28 protein-coding genes and 1 tRNA gene are annotated in these 21,390 nt (G+C 61.7%); 1 reads left to right on the forward strand and 28 read right to left on the reverse strand.

What is annotated here, in order from left to right; translation table 11 throughout:
• Window positions 1-95: 95 nt before the first annotated feature.
• The 7 genes from U4Y90_RS28515 to U4Y90_RS28545 form a co-directional block, all read right to left on the reverse strand.
• Window positions 96-171, reverse strand: a tRNA-Thr gene (locus U4Y90_RS28515).
• Window positions 172-189: 18 nt separating this feature from the next.
• The gene (locus U4Y90_RS28520; RefSeq protein ID WP_321799675.1) at window positions 190-684 is read right to left on the reverse strand and encodes a ClpXP protease specificity-enhancing factor; all 495 of its coding nucleotides are present in this window, start codon (window positions 682-684) and stop codon (window positions 190-192) included.
• 63 nt (window positions 685-747) lie between these two features.
• The gene (locus U4Y90_RS28525; RefSeq protein WP_008344155.1) at window positions 748-1,359 is read right to left on the reverse strand and encodes a glutathione S-transferase N-terminal domain-containing protein; all 612 of its coding nucleotides are present in this window, start codon (window positions 1,357-1,359) and stop codon (window positions 748-750) included.
• A gap of 94 nt (window positions 1,360-1,453) precedes the next feature.
• Entirely contained in the window at window positions 1,454-2,209 is a 756-nt protein-coding gene (locus tag U4Y90_RS28530; RefSeq protein ID WP_321799677.1) for a cytochrome c1, read from the reverse strand.
• Between the two features lie 23 nt (window positions 2,210-2,232).
• Window positions 2,233-3,615: a cytochrome bc complex cytochrome b subunit gene (locus U4Y90_RS28535; RefSeq protein ID WP_321799678.1), complete on the reverse strand. Its 1,383-nt coding sequence runs from the start codon at window positions 3,613-3,615 to the stop codon at window positions 2,233-2,235.
• A complete protein-coding gene (gene petA, locus U4Y90_RS28540; protein WP_321799680.1) occupies window positions 3,616-4,236 on the reverse strand; it encodes a ubiquinol-cytochrome c reductase iron-sulfur subunit in 621 nt (206 codons plus the stop codon).
• A gap of 218 nt (window positions 4,237-4,454) precedes the next feature.
• Window positions 4,455-5,201, reverse strand: coding sequence for a Nif3-like dinuclear metal center hexameric protein (locus U4Y90_RS28545; RefSeq protein ID WP_321799681.1), 747 nt, complete (start codon window positions 5,199-5,201; stop codon window positions 4,455-4,457).
• A gap of 20 nt (window positions 5,202-5,221) precedes the next feature.
• Here U4Y90_RS28545 and U4Y90_RS28550 point away from each other — a divergent pair, with 20 nt between their 5' ends.
• Entirely contained in the window at window positions 5,222-6,448 is a 1,227-nt protein-coding gene (locus tag U4Y90_RS28550) for a S1C family serine protease (protein WP_321799682.1), read from the forward strand.
• A gap of 98 nt (window positions 6,449-6,546) precedes the next feature.
• On the opposite strand, the gene tatC is transcribed toward U4Y90_RS28550, so the two are convergent.
• The 21 genes from tatC to U4Y90_RS28655 form a co-directional block, all read right to left on the reverse strand.
• Window positions 6,547-7,323, reverse strand: a complete 777-nt coding sequence (gene tatC / locus U4Y90_RS28555) for a twin-arginine translocase subunit TatC (RefSeq protein ID WP_321799684.1) — start codon at window positions 7,321-7,323, stop codon at window positions 6,547-6,549.
• A gap of 44 nt (window positions 7,324-7,367) precedes the next feature.
• Entirely contained in the window at window positions 7,368-7,898 is a 531-nt protein-coding gene (gene tatB / locus U4Y90_RS28560) for a Sec-independent protein translocase protein TatB (protein ID WP_321799685.1), read from the reverse strand.
• A 35-nt stretch (window positions 7,899-7,933) separates the two neighbouring features.
• The gene (gene tatA, locus U4Y90_RS28565) at window positions 7,934-8,170 is read right to left on the reverse strand and encodes a Sec-independent protein translocase subunit TatA (protein ID WP_321799687.1); all 237 of its coding nucleotides are present in this window, start codon (window positions 8,168-8,170) and stop codon (window positions 7,934-7,936) included.
• Window positions 8,171-8,326: 156 nt separating this feature from the next.
• Window positions 8,327-8,689: a histidine triad nucleotide-binding protein gene (locus U4Y90_RS28570; protein ID WP_008344145.1), complete on the reverse strand. Its 363-nt coding sequence runs from the start codon at window positions 8,687-8,689 to the stop codon at window positions 8,327-8,329.
• A gap of 47 nt (window positions 8,690-8,736) precedes the next feature.
• The gene (locus U4Y90_RS28575) at window positions 8,737-9,129 is read right to left on the reverse strand and encodes a hypothetical protein (RefSeq protein ID WP_321799689.1); all 393 of its coding nucleotides are present in this window, start codon (window positions 9,127-9,129) and stop codon (window positions 8,737-8,739) included.
• Window positions 9,130-9,160: 31 nt separating this feature from the next.
• A complete protein-coding gene (locus U4Y90_RS28580; RefSeq protein WP_321799690.1) occupies window positions 9,161-9,529 on the reverse strand; it encodes a phosphoribosyl-ATP diphosphatase in 369 nt (122 codons plus the stop codon).
• The gene (hisI, locus tag U4Y90_RS28585) at window positions 9,526-9,930 is read right to left on the reverse strand and encodes a phosphoribosyl-AMP cyclohydrolase (RefSeq protein WP_321799692.1); all 405 of its coding nucleotides are present in this window, start codon (window positions 9,928-9,930) and stop codon (window positions 9,526-9,528) included. Before hisI ends, U4Y90_RS28580 begins: the two co-directional genes overlap by 4 nt.
• Before the next feature lie 3 nt (window positions 9,931-9,933).
• Window positions 9,934-10,707 carry an imidazole glycerol phosphate synthase subunit HisF gene (hisF, locus tag U4Y90_RS28590; protein WP_321799693.1) on the reverse strand — a complete coding sequence of 258 codons (774 nt, stop codon included), beginning with the start codon at window positions 10,705-10,707 and terminating at the stop codon, window positions 9,934-9,936.
• A gap of 77 nt (window positions 10,708-10,784) precedes the next feature.
• Window positions 10,785-11,537 (reverse strand): 1-(5-phosphoribosyl)-5-[(5-phosphoribosylamino)methylideneamino]imidazole-4-carboxamide isomerase, encoded by a 753-nt coding sequence (hisA, locus tag U4Y90_RS28595; protein WP_321799694.1) that lies wholly within the window; start codon window positions 11,535-11,537, stop codon window positions 10,785-10,787.
• A gap of 152 nt (window positions 11,538-11,689) precedes the next feature.
• Window positions 11,690-12,331, reverse strand: a complete 642-nt coding sequence (hisH, locus tag U4Y90_RS28600; protein ID WP_321799696.1) for an imidazole glycerol phosphate synthase subunit HisH — start codon at window positions 12,329-12,331, stop codon at window positions 11,690-11,692.
• Window positions 12,328-12,948, reverse strand: a complete 621-nt coding sequence (locus U4Y90_RS28605; protein WP_061163612.1) for a YchE family NAAT transporter — start codon at window positions 12,946-12,948, stop codon at window positions 12,328-12,330. The genes hisH and U4Y90_RS28605 overlap by 4 nt, the downstream gene beginning before the upstream one ends.
• A 40-nt stretch (window positions 12,949-12,988) precedes the next feature.
• Window positions 12,989-13,576 (reverse strand): imidazoleglycerol-phosphate dehydratase HisB, encoded by a 588-nt coding sequence (gene hisB / locus U4Y90_RS28610; RefSeq protein WP_321799699.1) that lies wholly within the window; start codon window positions 13,574-13,576, stop codon window positions 12,989-12,991.
• A 32-nt stretch (window positions 13,577-13,608) separates the two neighbouring features.
• Window positions 13,609-14,682, reverse strand: a complete 1,074-nt coding sequence (hisC, locus tag U4Y90_RS28615) for a histidinol-phosphate transaminase (RefSeq protein ID WP_321799701.1) — start codon at window positions 14,680-14,682, stop codon at window positions 13,609-13,611.
• A gap of 66 nt (window positions 14,683-14,748) precedes the next feature.
• The gene (hisD, locus tag U4Y90_RS28620; protein WP_321799703.1) at window positions 14,749-16,071 is read right to left on the reverse strand and encodes a histidinol dehydrogenase; all 1,323 of its coding nucleotides are present in this window, start codon (window positions 16,069-16,071) and stop codon (window positions 14,749-14,751) included.
• 45 nt (window positions 16,072-16,116) lie between these two features.
• On the reverse strand, window positions 16,117-16,809 hold the full coding sequence (hisG, locus tag U4Y90_RS28625) for an ATP phosphoribosyltransferase (protein ID WP_321799705.1): 693 nt from the start codon (window positions 16,807-16,809) through the stop codon (window positions 16,117-16,119).
• Window positions 16,806-18,077: a UDP-N-acetylglucosamine 1-carboxyvinyltransferase gene (murA, locus tag U4Y90_RS28630; RefSeq protein ID WP_321799707.1), complete on the reverse strand. Its 1,272-nt coding sequence runs from the start codon at window positions 18,075-18,077 to the stop codon at window positions 16,806-16,808. Before murA ends, hisG begins: the two co-directional genes overlap by 4 nt.
• A gap of 151 nt (window positions 18,078-18,228) precedes the next feature.
• Window positions 18,229-18,468, reverse strand: coding sequence for a BolA family protein (locus U4Y90_RS28635; RefSeq protein ID WP_086969378.1), 240 nt, complete (start codon window positions 18,466-18,468; stop codon window positions 18,229-18,231).
• 20 nt (window positions 18,469-18,488) lie between these two features.
• Window positions 18,489-19,244, reverse strand: a complete 756-nt coding sequence (locus U4Y90_RS28640) for an ABC transporter permease (protein ID WP_321799711.1) — start codon at window positions 19,242-19,244, stop codon at window positions 18,489-18,491.
• The gene (locus U4Y90_RS28645) at window positions 19,241-20,167 is read right to left on the reverse strand and encodes an ABC transporter ATP-binding protein (protein ID WP_321799713.1); all 927 of its coding nucleotides are present in this window, start codon (window positions 20,165-20,167) and stop codon (window positions 19,241-19,243) included. Before U4Y90_RS28645 ends, U4Y90_RS28640 begins: the two co-directional genes overlap by 4 nt.
• 203 nt (window positions 20,168-20,370) lie before the next feature.
• Window positions 20,371-20,658 (reverse strand): lipid asymmetry maintenance protein MlaB, encoded by a 288-nt coding sequence (locus U4Y90_RS28650; protein ID WP_321799715.1) that lies wholly within the window; start codon window positions 20,656-20,658, stop codon window positions 20,371-20,373.
• Complete coding sequence (locus U4Y90_RS28655) at window positions 20,655-21,284, reverse strand: ABC transporter substrate-binding protein (protein WP_321799717.1); 630 nt, start codon at window positions 21,282-21,284, stop codon at window positions 20,655-20,657. The genes U4Y90_RS28650 and U4Y90_RS28655 overlap by 4 nt, the downstream gene beginning before the upstream one ends.
• Between the last annotated feature and the right edge of the window lie 106 nt (window positions 21,285-21,390).

Here is a 21,390-nt window from a genome sequence, read left to right on the forward strand (position 1 = left end):
TTTTCAGAACATTTCTTATTGACTCGACTTACTCATCCAACTGACTCAAAGCAAACGGGTCGTGCGGACATCGCACGACCCGTCGACATGCGTCTTGGTGCCGGCTGCAGGACTCGAACCCGCCACCTGATGATTACAAATCAACTGCTCTACCAGATGAGCTAAGCCGGCGAAGCTCGAGATTCTACTTCATTTAACGACTTTGAGGTGAGTCCTCGCGGCTGATTTCGAAGCTTCATCTTCTGCTGCTTGCGACTCGTCTTTCGACGCGGAATCCATACGCTCGCCAACAGGCTCCTCGATCTGCCGGGTCTCACGCTCAGCCGGCCGCGAAGCGGCGGGCGCACTCGTCAAATCGGAGCCGGAATGCGACTGCTCGACCGGGAACGCCATCCCTTGCCCGTTCTCACGCGCATAGATGGCGAGCACATTCGCAACCTGCACTTCGATCTTGTGCGATTTGCCCGAAAACCGAGCGCTGAACTCGATCCACTCGTTGCCCATCTGCAGTTGGCTCGTCGCCTCGAAGCTGATGTTCAACACGATCTCGTCGTTGCGGACGAACTGACGCGGCACGCGCGTGGCCGCATCGACCCGAACCGCGATGTGGGGCGTGAAACCATTGTCCGTGCACCACTCATACAGTGCGCGCAACAAATACGGCTTGGTGGAAATCTCTTGCATCAACTTTCCTCTGCCGGAATGCGGTCACGCGAAACCCGCGCCGCCGCGTCCCAACGACTCAAACTATCGACGCATCACCTTTTCGGAAGGCGTCAGCGCTTCAATATAGGCCGGGCGGCTGAAGATCCGCTCGGCGTACTTCATCAACGGTGCTGCGTTCTTCGACAGTTCGATGCCATAGTGATCCAGACGCCACAGCAGCGGCGCGATCGCGACGTCGAGCATCGAAAACTCTTCGCCCAGCATGTACTTGTTCTTCAGGAAGATCGGGGCGAGTTGCGTGAGGCGATCGCGGATCGCGCTGCGTGCCTTTTCGTGGTTCTTCTCGGCGGCCTTGCCCTTTTCGTTCTCGAGCGTGCCGACATGGACGAACAATTCCTTCTCGAAATTCAGCAGGAACAGGCGCGCGCGGGCGCGCTGCACCGGATCTGCCGGCATGAGCTGCGGGTGCGGGAAGCGCTCGTCGATATATTCGTTGATGATGTTCGACTCATACAGGATCAGGTCGCGCTCGACGAGGATCGGCACCTGACCGTACGGGTTCATCACCGCGATGTCTTCCGGCTTGTTGAACAGGTCAACGTCGCGAATCTCGAAGTCCATGCCCTTTTCGAACAACACCAGCCGGCAGCGCTGGGAGAACGGGCAAGTAGTGCCGGAATACAGAACCATCATGTTTTTAAAGTTCCTTCAGTAAACTCGAAGGGCCGGCCGCGACGTTTTCCTCGCGGAAAACGCCGTCGCGCCGACCCACGCCTTCGAAGGCGCGCTATTTGATATCTTTCCAGTATGCCGCGTTCAGGCGCCACGCGAGGAAACTCAAGAACGCCAGGAACAGCAAAACCCAGACGCCGAGCCGTTTGCGCGTCTGCTGCGCCGGCTCCGCCATCCACGACATGTACGAAACGAGATCGGCCACAGTTGAATCATAATCCACGGACGACATCGCACCAGGCGTAACCTGAGTGTAACCGATGAATCTTCTTACCTTTTCGCCGCTCTTTTCGTCCGTATCGGTCTCGAATTTCGCATCGCGGATGCCCTGCAGCGTCCACAGCACGTGCGGCATGCCAACATTCTCGTAGACACGGTTGTTCCAGCCGGTCGGCCGTGTCGGATCACGATAGAAACTCCGCAAGTACGTATAGAGCCAGTCCTTGCCGCGCGCCCGCGCCTCGACCGATAAATCCGGCGGCGACGCGCCGAACCACGCTTTCGCGTCTTCCGGGCGCATCGCGATGGACATCGTGTTGCCGACTTTGTCGGTCGTGAAGAGCAGATTCTCCTGAATCTGCTTCTCACTGATGCCGAGATCGGTCAGCCGGTTGTACCGCATCAGCGTCGCGCTATGGCAATTCAGGCAGTAGTTTACAAAAACTTGGGCGCCGTGCTGCAGAGACGCGAGATTGTCCGAACTGTCGGGCGCTCGATCGAGCACCGCTTCTTCCTGCGCGAACGCCGGCGCCGCACCGAACGCAAGCAGCGCCGCACCGATCATCGCCATTGTAGAGAGCCATTTTTTCATCGTATTCGTCTCCGGACGTGCGCTCAGTGAGGTTTGTAGTGCACGCGCTCAGGCGGCGTCCTGAATTTGCCGCGCGGTGTCCAGAAAGGCATGCCGAGGAAAAACGCGAAGTAGATCAGCGCGCAGATCTGCGCGATCAGCGTCGCGGCTGGCGATGGCGGTCGCGTGCCCAGGAAGCCGAGCATCAGGAACGCGAAAACGAAAATCGCGTAGAAGACCTTGTGGAAAAGCGGCCGATAGCGGATTGATTTCACAGGACTGCGGTCAAGCCACGGCAGGAAGAACAGCGATACGACAGCCGTGCCCATCACCACCACGCCCCAGAACTTCGATTCCGTCAGCGCCATGAAGATGAGCACGAGAACCGCGAGCACCGGCAGCCCGAGACGCCATTTGCCGCGCGCCTTCAACAGCGCCAGCAGGCCGAGCAGCGCGATCACGATCATCAGCACGATCTTGAACGGGTCCGTGGTGGCGCGAAGCATCGCGTAGAACGCGGTGAAATACCACACCGGCGCGATCTCCGGCGGCGTTTGCAATGGGTTGGCCGGCACGAAGTTGTTGGCTTCGAGGAAGTAGCCGCCCATTTCCGGTGCGAAAAAGATGATCGCCGCGAAGATCAGCAGGAACACGCACACGCCCATGAAGTCGTGCACCGAGTAGTACGGATGGAAAGGGATGCCGTCGAGCGGGATACCGTTCGCGTCCTTCTTCGCCTTGATCTCGACGCCATCAGGATTGTTCGAGCCCACTTCGTGCAGCGCGACCAGATGCGCGACCACGAGCCCGATCAGCACGAGCGGAATCGCGATGACGTGGAACGCGAAGAACCGGTTCAGCGTGACATCGGACACCACGTAATCGCCGCGAATCCACAGCGACAGATCCGGGCCGATGAACGGAATCGCAGAGAACAGGTTCACGATCACCTGAGCGCCCCAGAACGACATCTGCCCCCAAGGCAGCAGATAGCCGAAGAACGCTTCGGCCATGAGGCACAGGAAGATCGCGCAGCCGAAGATCCACACGAGCTCGCGCGGCTTTCGATACGACCCGTACATCAGCCCGCGGAACATGTGCAGATACACGACGACGAAGAACATCGACGCGCCCGTCGAATGCATATATCGAATGAGCCAGCCCCACGGCACCTCGCGCATGATGTACTCGACCGACGCGAACGCGAGCGTCGCATCGGGCTTGTAGTTCATCGTGAGGAAAATGCCGGTGACGATCTGGTTCACGAGCACCAGCAACGCAAGCGAGCCGAAGAAGTACCAGAAATTGAAGTTCTTCGGCGCGTAATACTCGGATACGTGCTTCTTCCAGGTCGAGGTCAGCGGAAACCGGCGGTCGATCCAACCGGTCAAGCCCGTTGTCTCTACTTCCTTGTCTGCGGTTGCCATTTACGCCTCTCCCTTTTCGTCCTTGCCGATCACGAGTTGCGTCGCGGATGTGAACATGAAAGGCGGAATGTCCAGGTTCTGCGGCGCGGGCTTGTTCTTGAAGACGCGGCCCGCCATGTCGTAGGTCGAGCCGTGGCACGGGCAAAGGAAACCGCCCGGCCAGTTATCGGGGAGATTGGCTTGGGGACCCTCCTGGAAACGAGGCGTCGGCGTGCAACCCAGATGCGTGCACACGGCAACCGCCACGAGAATGTTCTTGTGATCGGCGCGCGATCGATACTCGTTGTTGCAGTACTCCGGCAACGGCATCGAGAATTCCATCTTGGACTTCGGGTCGGCAACTTCGTTGTCGGCCTTCTTGACGTCGGCGAGCATTTCATCGGTGCGGTTTACGATCCACACCGGCTTGCCACGCCAGGCGACGGTCATCATCTCGCCCGGCTTGAGTCCGCTGATATCGACCTCGACGGGCGCGCCCGCCGCCTTGGCCTTCTCCGATGGAGCAAACGAACCTACAAAAGGAACCACGGTTGCCACTGCTCCGAAACCACCTGCTGCGGTCGTCGCAATCAGCCAGGTACGGCGGCCGCCGTCGACGCGTTTTTCATCCTTGTCTCGCATCACACGCCCCACTTCTGAGTTGGATTTATACCGTCACATCAGTTGTTCCGCCGTTAGTGTGCGCGAATGGAGTTAGCATTTACAAGGGCTGACTAGCAAAAATCACTCGAAGTGATTGATGCTTCAGGGTTTTCCCCACGTTTTTCGCGCAACTTCGTGAAGCGTTCGTTTAAGGCAAGTGCAAGCGCCGATAATGCGCGCAACGGCTTAATGGCGTATTAAACCGGATTATCGATATCGATAAAAAGATGTTCGATATCAAATTGCTCGGACAGGTGCGCGCCCACAGCCTGCACGCCGTAGCGCTCCGTTGCATGGTGGCCGGCCGCGATGTACGCCACGCCCGATTCGGCCGCGATATGCATGGTTTGCTCCGAGACTTCGCCGCTCAGATACACGTCCGCGCCCGCCGCGATGGCGTCTTCGAAATACCCTTGCGCGCCGCCCGTGCACCATGCCACGCGCCGCAGTTCCTTGTCTGTATCGCCGAAGACGAGCGGCTTTCTGCCGAGCACATTCTCCACCATCGCGCTGAAGTGTTCGAGCGACAGCGGCATGGCGAGCGTCGCGACCCAGCCGAGATCCTGATCAGCGAACCGGCTGTCCGAGATCAGACCGAGCCGTGCGCCGATTTGCGCGTTGTTGCCGAACTCCGGATGCGAGTCGAGCGGAAGATGGTAAGCGAAGAGATTGATGTCGTTCGCGATCAGCGTGCGCAGCCTTCGGTGCTTGCGCCCGGTGATCTGCGGCGCCTCGTTGCGCCAGAAGTAGCCGTGATGCACGAGCACGGTGTCCGCGCCCCACTCCAACGCAGCCTCCAGAAAGGCCTGTGAGGCCGTCACGCCGGTCGCGATCTTCTGCACGCGGCGCGCGCCTTCAACCTGCAGGCCGTTCGGGCAATAGTCCTTGAAGCGGCCGATTTCCAGCAGATTGTTCAGATACAATTCGAGTTCGATCCGATCCATGAAATCCTCTATCCCTTCAAATGCTTAGACGCTTCTGGCTATTTTTTGCCCAAGCGGTCACCGTGCTTTTGGCCCTGATGTTCATCATCGCGACCTTGAAACCGCAGTGGCTTCAACGTCAAGGCCAATTCGGCAAGCAGCTTGCCGAGCCGATCGTCGCGTTGCGGGAAGTGGCGCCGAGCATCGGCTCGCGCCCGGTTCAATCGTCCTACTCGGAAGGCGCGCAGAAGGCGATGCCGGCCGTCGTGAACGTGTTCTCCAGCAAGGACGGCAACCTGCCGCCCGACCCGCGCGCGAAAGACCCGCTGTTCCGCTACTTCTTCGGTGACAAGAACAAGCGCAAGAGCGACGAGCCGCCAGCGTCGAATCTCGGCTCCGGTGTCATCGTCAGCTCGGAAGGTTACATTCTAACGAACCAGCACGTCGTCGACGGGGCGGATCAAATCGAAGTCGCGCTCGCCGATGGTCGCACATCGAGCGCGAAGGTGATCGGCGTCGATCCGGAAACCGATCTCGCCGTGCTGAAGATCAACATGACCAATCTGCCGACCATCACGCTCGGACGGATGGATCAGACGCGCGTCGGCGACGTCGTGCTGGCGATCGGTAATCCGTTCGGTGTAGGCCAGACGGTCACGATGGGCATCGTCAGCGCGCTCGGGCGCAATCACCTCGGCATCAACACGTTCGAGAACTTCATCCAGACCGACGCGGCCATCAACCCCGGCAATTCGGGCGGTGCGCTGGTGGACGTGAACGGCAATCTGCTCGGCATCAACACCGCGATCTATTCGCGCAGTGGCGGATCGCTCGGCATCGGCTTTGCGATTCCCGTGTCGACAGCCCGCAGCGTGCTCGAGAGCATCATCACCACCGGCACGGTGACGCGCGGCTGGATCGGCGTCGAACCGCAGGACGTGACGCCCGAGATCGCCGAATCGTTCGGGCTCGACCAGAAGTCCGGCGCGATCGTCGCGGGTGTGCTGCAAGGCGGTCCGGCGGACAAGGCGGGCATCAAGCCGGGCGATATCCTCGTGTCCATCAACGACGACACCATCACCGACACGACGCGCCTGCTCAACGTGGTCGCGCAGATCAAGCCGGGCACGGCGGTGAAGGTTCACCTGATGCGCAAGAACAAGGAACTGGACGTCAACGTAATGATCGGCAAACGTCCCGCACCGCCGCGCGCACCGCAGATGCCTGACGAAGACCAGGGCGATCAGGGTGACCAGGGCGACGAATAAGACGCGGCATCCGCAGAAGAAAAAGGCAGCTTCGATTCACTCGAAGCTGCCTTTTTTGTATTCAGCAAGCCGATTTTCGGCGCGACAATTCGCCGCACCTATTCCGCCGCCGGCTCCTCGTTCTTGATCGGCTCCTTGCCGACGACAAGCCGTGCCGCGATGATGCCCGCTTCGTAGAGCACGACGAGCGGAATCGCAAGGATCAACTGCGAGAAAACGTCGGGGGGCGTAACGACCGCCGAGATGATGAACGCGCCGACGATCACATAAGGACGAATCTGTTTGAGCTTCTGAATCGACACGACGCCCATGCGTGCCAGCAGCACGACGACGATCGGCACTTCGAACGTCACGCCGAACGCGATGAACATCGTCAGCACGAAGCTCAGGTAATTGTCGATATCCGTCGTCATCTCCGCGCCTAGCGGCGCGTTGTAGTGGGCCATGACGCGAAAGATCGTCGGGAATACGACAAAGTACGCGAACGCCATGCCGCAAAGGAAAAGCGTATAGCTGCTGAAGACGAGCGGTCCGACGAGTTTCTTCTCATGCTGATACAAACCCGGCGCGACGAACGCCCAGACCTGATACAGCACCAACGGCAGCGCGATCACGAAGGCGACGAGCATCGTCACCTTCATCGGCACGAAGAACGAGCCGGTGACGTCGGTGACGATCATCTTGCCGTCGGCGGGCAGGTTCTGCATCAGCGGACGCGCCAGCAGCTTGAAGATGTCCGGCGCCCAATAAACCAGTCCGATGAACACGACGATGACCGAAGCACCCGCGCGGATGATGCGGTCGCGCAATTCGACCAGATGCGAAATGAACGTCTCTTCGACGGGCTCTTCTTTAGTGTGTTGCGGGTCGCTCACGCCGGCCCTCGGTAGAAATCATCGATGAAGGAATCGCGGCTCGCTCAGAAGAACTTCGTCTGCCGGCGCAGGGTGGCGGGTGTATGGCGCGCGACGCGCGCCGCGCCCGATTGAACCCGTGTGCGACGCGAGGTCGTGCGCTTGTACCAGTTGGGAATCGCGGCCTGCTTCACGCGCCAGTTCTTGCGCCGGGTCGACGTCGATGAAGACGTGCTGACCCAAGGCTTGTCCGACGCAGCGCTTTCCGCCGATTCCGCCGCCCCGCCCGCAATGCTCGGCGTAATCGAAGTGCCCTCTTTCCAGGCGTCGTTCAGTTCGGATTCGTGGCGCTTGAGCGTGTCGTGAATCGTCGATTCGACGTTCGACGCCGCGTTTTCGAACTCGGTGCGCATTTTCTTCAGCTCATCGAGTTCCATCTCGCGCGCGACTTCCGATTTGACGTCGTTGATGTAGCGCTGCGCGCGCCCGAAGAGCGCACCCGCCGTGCGAGCGACGCCGGGCAGGCGCTCCGGCCCGAGGACCACCAGCGCAACGACGCCAATGACCGCCATTTTGGTCAGACCGAGATCGAGCATTGAACGAGAAGTGGAGGTTATCGTCCGCGGACGGATCAGCGATAGTCGCCCGAGCGGGACTTGTCCTTCGCCTCGACGTCCACCGCGCCGTTACGCGGCAGTTCGCGCTGATCGGTCGAATTTGCCGGCCCGTCGCCTTCGCGCATGCCTTCCTTGAAACCCTTCACCGCGCCGCCCAGGTCCCCGCCGATATTGCGCAGTTTCTTCGTGCCGAAAACGAGCGCCACGATCAGCAGAACGATCAACCAATGCCAAATGCTTAACGAACCCATGAATGAAAACTCTCCGTGATTCCGCCCCGATTTGGGTACCGGGGACGAAAGATCGGCCCTGCGGCCTCAGCCGAGGCATGCCGCCTCGGCGTCAACTATCGATTTTGCTCGCCCAATATTTCATTGGAAAGGAGAATGCCGAGAAAGATTGCAGCATTACCCCATTCGGCGCCACGGGCGCTCGCCGGCCAACAAATGCGCGTGGATGTGATACACCTCCTGCCCGCCGCCCGGCCCGGTATTTATTACCGTGCGAAAACCGGTGTCGCCTCCCGTGTAAGAGACACCCAGATCTTTCGCCAAACGTCCGACGAGACTCACCATTCTACCAAGTAGCGGACTGTCACTTTCCGTGCAATGGGAAAGTGTTTCAATATGCTTGCGCGGGATCACCAGCACGTGCACCGGCGCCGCGGGATTGATGTCGTTAAAGGCGACGAACTCATCGTCCTCGTAGACCTTCGTGCTCGGCAGTTGCCCGGAAGCGATCTTGCAGAAAATGCAGTTGTCTTGACTCATGTATGTCCCGTGTCTCCTGTTGCCGGGCCCGATTGATCACAGCTGGATCAGAACCACGCGCGCGGCTCGATCGTCTTGTTCTCGTAGAGATACAGCCAGCCCTTGATGATGCGATACAGCGTCCAGATGCTGACCGCCCCGAGAATCAGGAAGCCGATGCCGATCCAGATCGTCGCGAAACCGATCACATGACCCAGCAGCGCCCACCAGAACGTGCGGATCTGCCAGGTGAAGTGATCCTCGTACGGCGTGCCGGCGGCATCGCCGCGCTTGATGTAGTCGAGGATGATGGCGACCAGCCCGGTCAACCCGCCGGTCAGCCAGTAGACCGCATACAACGCGTACAGGACGTGCGTGAACGTGCGCATGCTGCGCAGACGCTCAGGGTCGTTCGAATTCTGAACGACAGGCGGCGGATAAGGTTCGTACTGCCGGTTCATGCTTGTTCTCCTTCACATGCAAGACGGCTCGTCAGCCGCCGTTCTGCTCGCGCTCACGCGACTTGCGCAGTGCCTTCTCCTCGATCCCTGACAGACCTTCCCGACGTTCCAGTTCCGCGACGACGTCGGCGGGGCTCAGATCGAAATGCGACAGCATTACGAGGCAATGAAACCACAGGTCGGCGACTTCGCCGACGAGCGCTTTCGGTGCGCCGCCGTGACGCGCGTCCTTCGCGGCGAGCACGACTTCCGTCGCTTCCTCGCCGATTTTCTTCAGGATCGCATCGTCACCTTTGTGAAAGAGTCGGGAAACGTAGGATTGTTCCGGATCGCCGCCCTTGCGGCTGTCGATGACGGAGGCGAGGCGCAGCAGCGTGTCCAGCGTATTGGCTTGCGTCATTTGTAGATGCTTTCTGGGTCTTTCAGGACCGGCTCGACGGCGACCCACTCGCCATGCTCCGCCGTGCCCTCGAATTTCTGGAAAAAACAGGAATGGCGGCCGGTATGACACGCGATGCCCGAGACTTGCTCGACCTTGAGCAGCACGACGTCTTCATCGCAATCGAGGCGCACGTCGTGAACGTGCTGCACGTGGCCCGATTCCTCGCCCTTGAACCACAGGCGCTGCCGCGAGCGCGAGAAGTACACCGCGCGCTTCAACTCGATGGTCTTCGCGAGCGCCTCGCGATTCATCCACGCGAACATGAGCACGTCGTTGGTGGTGTGTTCCTGCGCGATGACCGGCACGAGGCCGTTGGCATCCCACTTCACCTTGTCGAGCCAGGCGGCTTGATCGGTCATGACTCAGTTCCTCACCGAAATGCCCTGGTCGGCCATGAAGCGCTTGGCCTCGCCGACCGTGTGCTCGCCGTAGTGGAAGATGCTCGCGGCGAGCACCGCGTCCGCGTGCCCTTCGACGATTCCATCCGCCAGATGCTGCAGCGACCCGACTCCGCCCGACGCGATCACCGGAACCGGCACCGCGTCCGACACGGCGCGCGTCAACGCGAGATCGAAGCCAGCCTTGGTGCCGTCGCGATCCATGCTGGTGAGCAGGATTTCGCCCGCGCCGTACTCGGCCATCTTGCGCGCCCATTCGATCGCGTCGATGCCCGTCGCCTTGCGGCCGCCGTGCGTGAAGACTTCCCAGCGCGGCGTTTCACCCTCGGCCGACACGCGCTTGGCGTCGATCGCGACGACGATGCATTGCGACCCATGCTTGTCCGACGCATCGCGCACAAGCTGCGGATTCGCGACCGCCGATGAATTCATGCTGATCTTGTCCGCGCCGGCGTTGAGCAAACGCCGCACGTCCTCGACCGCGCGCACGCCGCCGCCGACGGTCAGCGGAATGAACACTTGCGACGCCACCGACTCGATGATCGGCAGAATCAGATCGCGTTGATCGGAGGTCGCGGTAATGTCGAGGAACGTGAGTTCGTCGGCGCCCTGGTCGTCGTATCGACGCGCGATTTCGACCGGATCGCCCGCGTCGCGCAGTTCGACGAAGTTGACGCCTTTCACGACGCGGCCGGCGGTCACGTCGAGGCAGGGAATGATGCGTTTTGCGAGAGCCATGTTCTTGCCACTTACGGAGGAAGGGCGGCATCGCGGCCGCCCGGAGTGCTGCTCAGATGTGCTCGCGCTCAGGCGCTTCAGGCGCCGTCGGCCTCGCGCAGCGCGTCGGCACGCGTCTGGGCGGCCTTGAAATCGAGATCGCCGGAGTAGATCGCGCGGCCGCAGATCACGCCTTCGATGCCTTCGTCCTCGACTTCGCAGAGCGACTCGATGTCCGCGATGCTCGACAGCCCGCCGCTCGCGATCACCGGGATCTTCACCGCCTGCGCGAGGCGCACGGTCGCGTCGATGTTGATGCCCTGGAGCATCCCGTCGCGGCCGATGTCGGTGTAGATGATCGATTCGCAGCCGTAGTCCTCGAACTTGCGCGCGAGGTCGACGACTTCGTGCCCCGTGAGCTTGCTCCAGCCGTCGGTCGCGACCTTGCCGTCCTTCGCGTCCAGCCCGACGATGATGTGCCCCCCGAACGCGCTGCACGCGTCCTGCAGGAAGCCCGGATTCTTCACCGCGGCCGTGCCGATGATGATGTACGACAGGCCGTCGTCCAGATAGCGCTCGATGGTTTCCAGATCGCGGATGCCGCCGCCGAGTTGCACGGGGATCTCGCTGCCCACCTCGTCGAGGATCGCGCGGATCGCGTCGCCGTTGCGCGGCTTGCCGGCGAATGCGCCGTTCAGATCGACCAGATGCAGCCGTCGCGCGCCGCGATCGACCCAATGTCGGGCCATTGCCGCCGGTTCCTCTGAGAAAATGGTCGCCTGGTCCATATCGCCCTGCTTGAGGCGCACGCACTGACCGTCCTTAAGATCGATGGCCGGAATGAGCAGCATAGGTATCGCGTAGTTTCTGGGTGAAGTTGATCAAAACGGCGCACGTGCGGTCTTTCGTGCCTGTATCGCGGGCCGTCTCGCTAGTGTAGTACAAGTCTTGCAACGGTCACGCGCCCGTAGTAATCAGCGAAAACGCTAGCGCGCGCGCCATGTCACGGGTTCCAGTGCACGAAATTCCGGTAGAGGCGCAAACCGGCGTCCGCGCTCTTTTCCGGATGAAATTGGGTCGCGAAGATATTGTCCCGCGCCACCGCCGACGTAAATGCGCTGCCGTACACGGTTTCGCCCGAAGTGTGCGCCGGATTCTCCGGCACCACGTAGTAGCTGTGCACGAAATAGAAGAACGCACCGTCCGCGACGCCGTCCCAGATCGGGTGAGCTTGCGTCTGACGAACGCGGTTCCAGCCCATTTGCGGCACTTTGAAGCGCGAGCCGTCGTCCTGCAGGAGACCGTCGAGCTGGAACCGCACCACTTTACCGGGCAAAAGACCGAGGCCCTTGGTATCGCCCTCTTCGCTCCAGTCGAAGAGCATCTGCTCGCCGACACACACGCCGAGCATCGGCTTTTCGCGCGCCGCTTGCATCACCGCTTCCTGCAGGCCGGATTCGGCCAGATGGCCCATGCAGTCGCGCATCGCTCCCTGACCCGGCAGCACGACGCGATCCGCCGCGTGGATGCCTTCTGGCTGATCGACGATCGCCACGTTCGCCTCTGGCGCAGCCTTTTTGAGCGCCTGGTAGACCGAGCGCAGGTTGCCCATTCCGTAATCAACAATCGCAATCGAAGTATTCATTTCAAAGATGGCATCAAGGCCTTCAACCCGTTGACGATGAACTCCACCGCCAACGCGGACAACATCAAACCCATGAGACGCGTGCCGATATTGATTCCCGTTCTGCCGACCACACGCGCGATCGGCTCGGCCAGATTCAGCGCGCCGAAGCACAAGCCCGCGATGATCGCGCCCAGAACGACGAGCCCGAAGCGGTCGTACCAGTGCTGCGCATTGGCAGCATAAACGATCACCGTGCTGATGGAGCCCGGGCCAGTGAGCAGCGGAATCGCGAGCGGCACGACCGCGATGCTGTTGCGTTCCTCGGCTTCCATGCGTTCTTCCGGCGTCGAGCGCGCATTGCCGACCTGCGCGTTCAACATGCTGATCGCCATGAGCAGCATGATGATGCCGCCGCCCACTTCGAACGACCCGACCGAAATTCCGAAGAACGCGATGATCTGCTGCCCGAGCAGCGCCGTCACCGCGATCACGCAGAAAACCGAGATCGAAGCGACGCGAATCGTGTTGCGTCGTTCGATGTCCGATTGCTGCGAGGTCAGGCTGAGAAAAAACGGTATCGCGCCGATCGGATTGATCAGCGCGAGCAGCGATATGAACGACTTGAACAAATCCATCGTGTTCCCGGCGCGCGAGCGTCGAAGCGCGGTGTGCCGGTCAGAGACTGCCTTTGGTGGAAGGAATCTGCCCGCCGGCGCGTTCGTCGACTTCGCACGCCATGCGCAGCGCGCGGCCGAACGCCTTGAACACGGTTTCGACCTGATGGTGCGCGTTGATGCCGCGCAGGTTGTCGATATGCAGCGTCACGCCCGCGTGATTCACGAATCCGCGGAAGAACTCAATGGTGAGGTCGACGTCGAACGTGCCGATACGCGCGCGCGTGAACGGCACATGAAACTCGAGACCCGGCCGGCCCGAAAAATCGATCACGACGCGCGACAGCGCTTCGTCGAGCGGAACGTACGAGTGCCCGTAGCGGCGAATGCCCTTGCGGTCGCCGATGGCCTTTGCAATCGCCATTCCGAGCGTGATGCCGGTGTCTTCGACGGTATGGTGGTCGTCGATATGGAGGTCGCCATGCGCTTCGATGTCGAGATCGATGAGCCCGTGACGGGCGATCTGGTCGAGCATGTGATCGAGAAACGGGACGCCTGTGGCGAGCTTCTGCTTGCCGGTGCCGTCCAGATCGAGCTTCACACGGATCTGCGTTTCGCTGGTGTTGCGAACGACTTCCGCAATGCGCATGGTGATTCCTTGAGACTTTCGAAAAGTGGGGTTCAGTTCGGCGCGAGCTTTTTCAGCGCCGCGACCATGTGCGCGTTTTCCTCGGCCGATCCGACAGTCAACCGCACGCAATTAGCCAGCAATGGGTGCATTTTACCCACGTTTTTTATCAAAACCCGCGAAGTCAGAAGGGTTTCGAAAGCGATGGCGGCGTCCGGCACCCGCACGAGCAGGAAATTGCCCGCGCTCGGAAAAACCGTCATGCCGGGCAACGCGGCCACTTCGCGTGCGAGATTCGCGCGTTGCGCGCGCAGTTCGGCGGCCTGGGCGTCGAGCACGTCGAGGTGATCGAGCAGGAAATCGGCGGTCGCCTGCGTCAGCACGTTGATGTTGTACGGCGGGCGAACCTTGTCGAATTGCGTGATCCACGAAGGCCGGCCCGCCATGTAACCGAGCCGGATGCCGGCGAGCCCGAGTTTCGAGACCGTGCGCATCACGACGACGTTGTCGAACTGAGCCGCGCGCGCCATCCAGCTTTTTTCGGCGAACGGCTGATACGCCTCGTCGATCACGACGAGACTCTTCGATGCCGCCGCGATCACGCGTTCGATGTCGGCGTCGTCGTACAGCGTGCCGGTCGGGTTGTTCGGATACGCGAGATAGACGAGCGCGGGCGCGTGTTCATCGATGGCGCGAATCAGCGCGTCGGCGTCGAGCGTGAAGTCCGCCTTCAGCGGCACGCCGATGAATTCCAGATGCGCGAACTTCGCCGACATTTCGTACATCACGAAGCCCGGCACGGGCGCCACGACCTTCGCGCCCGGCTTCGAGCACGCGACCGACATCATGCTGATCAGCTCGTCCGAGCCGTTGCCGAGCAACACGTCGCAGGCCTCGGGAACGTTCATCGCGCGCTTGATCTTCGCGAGCAGCTCGGCCGGCCGCGGCGCGGGATAGCGGTTCAGCGCAACGCCGGCGAGATGCGCGCCCAACGCCCTGGCGAGATCGTCGGGCAAGCTGTAGGGATTTTCCATCGCGTCGAGCTTGATCAGGCCCGTCGAGTCAGGCACGGGATAGCTCGTCATCGCGAGCACGTCGGGACGGATGATGTCTTGTGATGTCGTCATGTTTTCCCGGCGTCTCTCTCGCCGGTTCTAGATGGCGGCTCTGAGGCCGCCTCGTTCGTTTCCGGCTCAGCCGATGTTTTTCATCCGATACTCGGCGCTGCGTGCGTGCGCCGGCAAACCTTCGCCGTACGCCAGTTCCGCCGCGATCTCGCCGAGCGTCTGCGCGCCGTCCGCGCTGACTTCGATCACGCTGGAGCGCTTCATGAAATCGTACACGCCGAGCGGCGACGAGAAGCGCGCCGTGCGCGAGGTCGGCAGCACGTGATTCGGGCCCGCGCAATAATCGCCGAGGCTTTCGCTCGTGTAGCGGCCGAGGAACATCGCGCCTGCGTTATGAATCTGCGCGGCCCACTGATGCGGATCGAGCGCCGAAATCTCGAGATGCTCCGGCGCGATATCGTTCGCGATCGCGCACGCTTCGGCCATGTCCTTCACCTTGATGAGCGCGCCGCGATCTTCGAGCGAACGCTGGATGACGTCGCGACGCGGCATCGACGGGAGCAGCTCGACGATCGCGTCTTCCACGCGCTGGATGAAGTTGTCGTCCGGGCACAGCAGAATGGATTGCGCGAGTTCGTCGTGCTCGGCCTGCGAGAAGAGGTCCATCGCGACCCAGCGCGGATCGGTGGTGGCGTCGCAGATCACGAGAATCTCCGACGGCCCCGCGATCATGTCGATGCCCACGATGCCGAACACGCGACGCTTCGCCGATGCGACATACGCGTTGCCCGGGCCGCATATCTTGTCGACGGCGGGCACGCTTTGCGTGCCGTACGCGAGCGCGCCGACCGCCTGCGCGCCGCCGATCGTGAATACGCGATCCACGCCGCCCAGCAGCGCCGCCGCGAGCACGAGCGGATTCTTCACGCCGTCGGGCGTCGGCACGACCATCACGATTTCCTTCACGCCCGCGACGCGCGCCGGAATCGCGTTCATCAGCACCGACGACGGATACGCCGCCTTGCCGCCCGGCACGTAGATGCCGGCCCGATCGAGCGGCGTCACTTTCTGGCCGAGCACGGTGCCGTCGGCTTCGGTGTAGTGCCAGCTATGGCTGCCGCATTCGATGCGCTGCTTCTCGTGATAACCGCGCACGCGCGCCGCGGCCGCTTCGAGCGCTGCGCGGCGCTTCGGCTCCAGTCCCTCGAGCGCGGCTTCCATCTCCGAGAACGGCAGTTCGAGCGCCGCGACGCTGTTCGCCTTCAGCCGATCGAACTTGTTGGTGTATTCGAGCACGGCTTCGTCGCCGCGCGCCTTCACATCCGCGAGAATCTGCGCGACCGAGCGCTCGATCGCCTCATCCTCGCTCGCTTCGAACGCGAGGACCGCACGCAGCGCCTTTTGAAAACCATCGGTGCTGGAATCGAGTTTGCGAATCTTGATAGACATGCTGGTTTTCCGTTTTGCTGATGGCGCGCCGCGGCTGCGGCTCGCCTAATTTCCGGTTGCGGCCGTGGCGCGCTCGAAGGCGTCGAGGAACGGCTTGAGCGCCGCGCGCTTGAGCTTGAGCGCCGCCTGATTCACGACGAGGCGCGATGAAATCTGCATGATCTCTTCGACTTCGACGAGATCGTTCGCCCGCAACGTGCCGCCCGAGCTGACCAGATCGACGATCGCATCCGCTAGACCGACGAGCGGTGCGAGTTCCATCGAACCATACAGCTTGATCAGGTCGACGTGCACGCCCTTCGCGGCGAAATGCTCACGCGCGGTCTCGGTGTATTTCGTCGCGACGCGCAGGCGCGCGCCCTGGCGCACCGCGCTCGCGTAATCGAAACCGTTCTTCACCGCGACCGACATCCGGCAACGCGCGATGTCGAGATCGATCGGCTGATACAAACCGCTGCCGCCGTGCTCGATCAGCACGTCCTTGCCCGCGACGCCGAAATCCGCCGCGCCGTATTCGACGTAGGTCGGCACATCGGTCGCGCGCACGATGATCACGCGCAGATTCGGGTTCGTGGTCGGAAGAATCAGCTTGCGCGAACTCTCCGGATCTTCGGCCACCTGCACGCCGGCGGCTGCGAGCAACGGCAGCGTTTCCTCGAAGATACGCCCTTTCGACAGCGCGAGCGTGAGGGGCGCGCTCGGCTCCACCGACGACGAGGTCTGCGGCAGCGAACTCATTGCTCGCTCCCGCTGCCCTTGATGCGGCGTACGTTCGCGCCGACAGCCGTCAGCTTCGACTCCATGCGGTCGTAGCCGCGATCCAGATGGTAGATGCGGTCGATCAGGGTCTCGCCGTCCGCGCACATCGCCGCGATCACGAGGCTCGCCGACGCGCGCAGGTCGGTCGCCATGACCTTCGCACCGGACAGTTTTTCGACGCCGGCGACGAGCGCCGTGTTGCCGTCGATAGTGATGCGCGCACCCAGACGATTCAGTTCCTGCACGTGCATGAAGCGGTTTTCGAAGATCGTCTCGACGACTTGCGACGTGCCGTTCGCGATCGAGTTCAGCGCCATGAACTGCGCCTGCATGTCCGTTGGGAACGCGGGATATTCGGACGTGCGAATGCTCACCGCATCGGCGCGCTTGTCCATGCGCACGCGCATCCAGTCATCGCCTTCCTCGATGGTCACGCCCGCTTCGCGCAGCTTCGCGGTCACTGCATCCAGCAGATGCGAACTCACGCGGCGCAGCGTGACATCGCCGCCGGCCGCCGCGACCGCGCACAGGAACGTGCCCGCCTCGATACGGTCCGGCACGACGTCGTGCTTCGCGCCGTGCAGCTTGTCGACGCCTTGAATCACGAGCCGGTCCGTGCCGATGCCGTCGATCTTCGCGCCCATCTTCACCAGCAGATGCGCGAGATCGCTCACTTCCGGCTCGCGCGCCGCGTTCTCGATAACCGTTTCGCCTTCGGCCAGCACCGCCGCCATCAGCAGGTTTTCGGTGCCGGTGACGGTGATCATGTCGGTGATGATGCGCGCGCCCTTCAGACGCTTCGCGCGCGCTTCGATGAAGCCGTGCTCGATGTTGATCTCGGCGCCCATCGCCTGCAGGCCCTTGATGTGCTGATCGACCGGACGCGCGCCGATCGCGCAGCCGCCGGGCAGCGACACCTTCGCCTCGCCGAAACGCGCGACGAGCGGACCGAGCACGAGAATCGACGCGCGCATGGTCTTGACCATTTCGTACGGCGCGACCAGCTTGTCGACCTTCGATGCATTGAGGCTCACGCGCCCGTCGCCGGACACTTCGGACTGCACGCCCATCTGGCGCAACAGCTTGACCATCGTGCGCACGTCCTGAAGATTCGGCACGTTCGACAGATGGACGTCGTCTGCGGTGAGAAGGCTCGAGCAAAGAATGGGCAATGCCGCATTCTTCGCGCCCGATACAGTGATTTCGCCGGAGAGCTTCGCGCCTCCCGTGATGACCAGTTTATCCATTGCTTGTCCTTCGACCGAGCTTCCTGCTGCGGAGCCGTTTTCAGCGCCGCGGTTGTCTTGAATGAATCGCACTCTTTACTGCCTTTGTCTGCCGGTGATGCCGGTGTTACTTGGTTGAGTCGTATGACCTGATTGGCTTCGCCGGGTGGACTCAGGCCGATTTCCACTCGTCGGGGGTGAGGGTCTTCATGCTGAGCGCATGAATCTCCTCGCGCATGCGCTCGCCGAGCGCCGCATAAACCAGTTGATGACGCGCGATCAGCCGCTTGCCGACGAACGCGTCGCTCACGATGGTCGCGAAAAAATGCTGGCCGTCGCCTTCCACTTCGAGATGCTGGCAAGCGAGGCCTTTGGCGATGTAATCCTTCACCTGCTCCGGAGTCGGCAACATGGTGGAAGTCTCCTTGAGAATTAGTGACGCAGCTTGTAGCCGCTCGCGAGCAGTCGCACGGCGATCAGCGCCAGCACGGCCAGGAATCCCCCGACGATGCCGAGGCTCATCAGCGGGTCGACGTCGGACAGGCCGAAGAAGCCGTAACGAAAGCCGTCGATCATGTAGAAGAACGGATTCAGATGCGACACCGCGCGCCACACGGGCGGCAGCGTATGGGTCGAGTAGAACACGCCGGAAAGGAACGTGAGCGGCATGATCAGGAAGTTCTGGAACGCGGCCAGTTGATCGAACTTGTCGGCCCAGATGCCCGCGATCAGGCCCAGCGTGCCGAGAATGCCCGATCCGAGGATGGCGAACGCAATGATGTAGAACGGCGCGGAAAAAGACATCGGGATGAACCATATCGTCACGATGAACACGCCCAGGCCGACGCACAGGCCGCGCACGACCGAGGCCAGCACATACGCGAAGAACATTTCCCAATGCGCGATCGGCGGCAGCAGCACGAATACCAGATTGCCGGTGATCTTGGACTGGATCAGCGACGACGAACTGTTCGCGAACGCGTTCTGCAGCACGCTCATCATCACGAGGCCGGGCACGAGAAAGCTCGTGTAGCCGACGCCTGGATACACCTGCACGTGGCCCGACAGCGCGTGGCCGAAGATGGTCAGATACAGCAGCGCCGTGACGACCGGCGCGAGCACGGTCTGAAACGAGACCTTCCAGAAGCGCAGCAGCTCCTTGTAGAACAACGTCTGGAAACCGCTCATGAAAGTCCCTCGACCACTTCCGGCTCGTTCATCACCTGCACGAACACGTCTTCCAGATCCGCCTTGCGCACTTCGATTTCATCGAACGTGCAGCCGGCCGCGCGACATTTCGCGAGAATCGGTTCGATTTCGTCGTAGCTCGCGAGGCGCAGCAGATGCTGCGTGCCCGACACCGCGTGAGGATCGACTTCGAGCGCGCGCAAGTCCGCCGGCAACGCGCCGTTCGACAAACGCAAATACAGTTGCATGCCCGAGAAGCGCTGCAGCAGCGTGCTCGTGCGCTCGAGCGCGACGACTTCACCGCGACGAAGCATCGCGAGCCGATGACACAACGATTCGGCTTCTTCGAGATAGTGCGTGGTCAGCACGATCGTGTGGCCCTCGCGATTCAGGCGCGAAATGAATTTCCACAGCGTCTGGCGAAGTTCGACATCGACGCCGGCGGTGGGCTCGTCGAGCACGATCACGGGCGGCCGATGCACCAACGCCTGAGCAACGAGCACACGGCGCTTCATCCCGCCGGAGAGCGCGCGCGTGTTGACGTCGGCTTTCTCAGTGAGATCGAGATTGGCCATGACCTCGTCGATCCAGTCGTCGTTGTTGCGCAAGCCGAAGTAGCCCGACTGGATCCGCAACGACTCGCGCACCGTGAAGAACGGATCGAACACCAGTTCCTGCGGCACGACGCCGAGCGCGCGCCGCGCCGCCCGGAAGTCGCTGACGACATCGTGGCCGCGCACAGTGATCGTGCCGCTATCGGCGCGCGCCAGACCGGCCAGAATGCTGATCAACGTGGTCTTGCCCGCACCGTTGGGGCCGAGCAAGCCGAAAAACTCGCCCTCTTCCACGGTGAGGCTCACGCCTTTGAGCGCCTGCAGATCCTTGTAGCGCTTCCGGACGTTTCGGATTTCTATGGCTGACATGTAGACAGTGCGCGCGCCTCGCGCGGCCGCGCCTCGAATGTGCGGAGTTTCGCTTGACGGACCCGGGCTCAGACAAAAAGGGCCGGGTTCGGGCCCGAAAAAAACGTTTGATTATAGGGCAAAGCGGCTGAGGCCGACTTCGGAGCGATCCTGATTGCGGCAGCGAATCACGCCGCCGCGTTCTGCGGGGAGTCAGAACAGGATCAATGTCGGAACGAGATGAGCGTATCGACGCCGTAGGCTCGAGCGAGACTGACGAGCCCGGAAGGAAGGTTGACGACGCCCAGAGCGGCGCCGCGCGCGGATGCCGCGCGCTGCCATGCGAGCAGCACGGCGAGCGCGGAGGAATCGAATTGCGTGAGCGGCGCGCAGTCGACTTCGGTCGCGCCAGCCGCGATGCGCGACAGACCCGCGTCGAGCGCGGCCTTCGCGCTCTCGTGGGTCAGCGTTGCGGCCGTCTGAAAGCGGCCGCCCGTGGCCGGCGTGCTCACGATGCCTTGCCGGAAGCCAGTTGCTGGTTACGCTGGGTCAGGAACTGCAGCAGACCACCCACGCCGTTTTGCGAGATCTGCTCGTTGAATTGCTGCTGATACGCCTGAATCAGCCAGGCGCCGAGCACGTTGATGTCGTACACGCGCCAGCCTTGCGCCGTCTTGTACAGACGATAGTCGAGTTCGACCGGCGAGCCGTTGTTCATCACGACCGAGCGCACCACGACGTCGGTGTCGTCCGGATTCGCGCGGAACGGCTTGTACTGGACCGTCTGGTTGCGCACTTGCGCGAGCGCGCCGGAGTACGTGCGGATCAGGAGCATCTTGAATTGCTCGACGATCTGCTTTTGTTGCTCCGGCGTCGCCGAGTTCCAGTTCCGGCCCATCACGAGACGCGTCGTGCGCGTGAAATCGGTGTACGGCAGGATCTTCTGGTTGACGAGCTCGGTGATCTTGTTGATGTCGCCCGACTGGATCTTCGAGTCTGACTTGATCTCGTCGAGAACCTGCTGCGTCACGGTCTTGATCAATACGTCGGGCGAGCTCGCATCGACGCTCTGCGCCGACGCCGCGCCACAGATCGCCATGAACATCGCGAAGATGGGAAGAAGCAAAAGTTTTTTCATCACTGACCCTGCAAAAGTAGAGGCTTCGGTTTGAGCGCGCCGCCCGAATCGAGTTCAGGCGGCACAGCATCCAAAGCGTAAGAAATGTCGTTAGATATGTTACCGC

The organism is Caballeronia sp. J97, from assembly GCF_905220305.1.
GTDB lineage: Bacteria > Pseudomonadota > Gammaproteobacteria > Burkholderiales > Burkholderiaceae > Caballeronia.